At 61.1% G+C, this 2,743-nt stretch carries 3 protein-coding genes; all 3 read left to right on the plus strand.

Going from position 1 to position 2,743, the window contains the following annotated elements; genetic code table 11:
- A partial coding sequence (locus DMY87_RS23895) for a carbohydrate ABC transporter permease (RefSeq protein WP_110794136.1) occupies positions 1–648 on the plus strand: 648 nt, incomplete at its 5' end.
- A 10-nt stretch (positions 649–658) separates the two neighbouring features.
- A complete protein-coding gene (locus tag DMY87_RS23900) occupies positions 659–940 on the plus strand; it encodes a DUF2160 domain-containing protein (RefSeq protein ID WP_062277451.1) in 282 nt (93 codons plus the stop codon).
- An 85-nt stretch (positions 941–1,025) separates the two neighbouring features.
- A partial coding sequence (locus DMY87_RS23905; RefSeq protein ID WP_110794137.1) for an ABC transporter substrate-binding protein occupies positions 1,026–2,743 on the plus strand: 1,718 nt, incomplete at its 3' end.

Below are 2,743 nucleotides of genomic sequence, written 5' to 3' on the forward strand. Positions count from 1 at the left end.
GTGATCTTCACCGATCCGTCGTGGTACAAGGGCTACATCAACTCGATCATCTATGTGTGCCTGAACACGGTGATCTCGGTTGCCGCAGCTCTTCCTGCCGCTTACGCCTTCTCGCGCTACCGGTTCCTCGGCGACAAGCACCTGTTCTTCTGGCTCTTGACCAACCGCATGGCGCCGCCGGCCGTCTTCGCGCTGCCCTTCTTCCAGCTCTATTCGGCTTTCGGTCTGATCGACACGCATATCGCGGTGGCACTCGCCCACTGCCTGTTCAACGTGCCGCTGGCGGTCTGGATCCTCGAAGGCTTCATGTCCGGCGTGCCGAAGGAAATCGACGAGACTGCCTATATCGACGGCTATTCCTTCCCGCGCTTCTTCGTGAAGATCTACATTCCGCTGATCGCATCGGGCATCGGTGTCGCCGCCTTCTTCTGCTTCATGTTCTCCTGGGTCGAGCTTCTGATTGCCCGTACGCTGACCACCACCGACGCCAAGCCGATCGCCGCCATCATGACGCGCACGGTCTCGGCCTCGGGCATGGACTGGGGCGTGCTGGCAGCCGCCGGTGTGCTCACCATCATCCCGGGCGCGCTCGTCATCTATTTCGTTCGCAACTACATCGCCAAGGGCTTTGCCCTGGGCCGCGTCTGAGGAGGCGTCGATGAACTTCACATGGATGGCCTGGACGCTGCCGACGGCGCTCTTCTTCATCGCGATCCTGACGCTGATCGTCTCGATGGCGGTCTGGGAGTATTTTTCACCCGGCGGCAATCCGCGTGTCGGCGTGCTGCGCTTTGAGACCACGCGCGGCGACCGGCTCTTCGTGTCGCTGCTCGGTTCCGCCTTCATTCATCTCGCTTGGCTCGGTCTTGTTGGGCCGAACCTGTGGTGGGCTCTCGCTCTGTCCGTGGTCTACGCCATCGGCGTATTTCGCTACGTATAGAGCCGGACAACGGCGGATGGCGGCGGGAGGTCGCCATCCTGACGGACTGGAAACTCTGCAATCGCAACCTTAGGGAGGACGAAAAATGCGAAAGCACCTTTTGACGACGACGGCGGCCATGCTGCTCGCCATGACCGGCGTGGCATTCGCCGACATGGACGCGGCAAAGAAATTCCTGGACACCGAGATCGGCGACATGTCGAGCCTCGACCGTGCGGCCCAGGAAGCCGAACTGCAGTGGTTCATCGATGCGGCAAAGCCCTTTGCCGGCATGGAGATCAAGGTCGTCTCCGAAACCATCGCCACGCATGAATACGAATCCAAGGTGCTCGCACCGGCGTTCGAGGCCATTACCGGCATCAAGATCACCCACGACCTGATCGGCGAAGGCGACGTCGTCGAGAAGCTGCAGACGCAGATGCAGTCCGGCGAAAACATCTACGACGCCTATGTCAACGACTCGGACCTGATCGGCACCCACTGGCGCTACCAGCAGGCCCGTTCGCTGACCAAGTGGATGGCCAACGAAGGCAAGGACGTCACCAATCCCAATCTCGACCTTGATGACTTCATCGGCACCAAGTTCACCACCGCTCCGGACGGCGACCTCTACCAGCTGCCCGACCAGCAGTTCGCGAACCTCTACTGGTTCCGCTACGATTGGTTCAACGACGAGAAGAACAAGGCCGACTTCAAGGCCAAGTACGGCTACGACCTCGGCGTTCCCGTCAACTGGTCTGCTTACGAAGACATCGCCGAGTTCTTCACCGGTCGCGAAGTCGACGGCAAGAAGGTCTTCGGCCACATGGACTACGGCAAGAAAGACCCGTCGCTCGGCTGGCGCTTCACCGATGCCTGGCTCTCCATGGCCGGCAATGGCGACAAGGGCCTGCCGAACGGTCTGCCGGTCGACGAATGGGGCATCAAGGTCAACGAGAAGTCCCAGCCGGTTGGCTCTTGCGTCGCCCGTGGCGGTGATACCAACGGCCCAGCCTCGGTCTATGCCATCCAGAAATATCTCGACTGGTTGAAGGCCTATGCACCGCCGGAAGCCCAGGGCATGACCTTCGGTGAAGCCGGTCCGGTGCCTGCCCAGGGCAATGTCGCCCAGCAGATGTTCACCTACACGGCCTTCACCGCCGACTTCGTCAAGGAAGGCCTCGCCGTCGTCAACGAGGACGGTACCCCGAAGTGGCGTTTCGCGCCGAGCCCGCACGGCGTCTACTGGAAGGACGGCATGAAGCTCGGTTATCAGGACGTCGGTTCCTGGACGCTGATGAAGTCGACCCCTGACGACCGCGCCAAGGCCGCCTGGCTCTATGCGCAGTTCGTCACCTCGAAGACCGTGGACGTGAAGAAGAGCCATGTCGGCCTGACGCTCATCCGCGAATCGACGATCCAGCACAAGTCGTTCACCGACCGTGCGCCGAAGCTCGGGGGTCTGATCGAGTTCTACCGTTCGCCGGCCCGCGTCCAGTGGTCGCCGACGGGTACGAACATCCCTGACTATCCGAAGCTGGCACAGCTGTGGTGGCAGGCGATCGGTGATGCATCCTCGGGTGCAAAGACCGCCCAGGAAGCCATGGACTCGCTTTGCGCCGAGCAGGAAAAGGTCCTGCAGCGTCTCGAACGCGCAGGCGTCCAGGGTGACATCGGTCCGAAGCTCGCCGAAGAGCATGATCTCGAATACTGGAACAAGGATGCAGTCGCCAAGGGCAACCTCGCACCGCAGCTGAAGATCGAGAACGAGAAGGAAAAGCCGATCACCGTCAACTACGACGAACTGGTCAAGAGCTGGCAGAA

Origin of the sequence: Peteryoungia wuzhouensis (assembly GCF_003205195.1) — a bacterium.
Classification (GTDB): domain Bacteria; phylum Pseudomonadota; class Alphaproteobacteria; order Rhizobiales; family Rhizobiaceae; genus Allorhizobium; species Allorhizobium wuzhouense.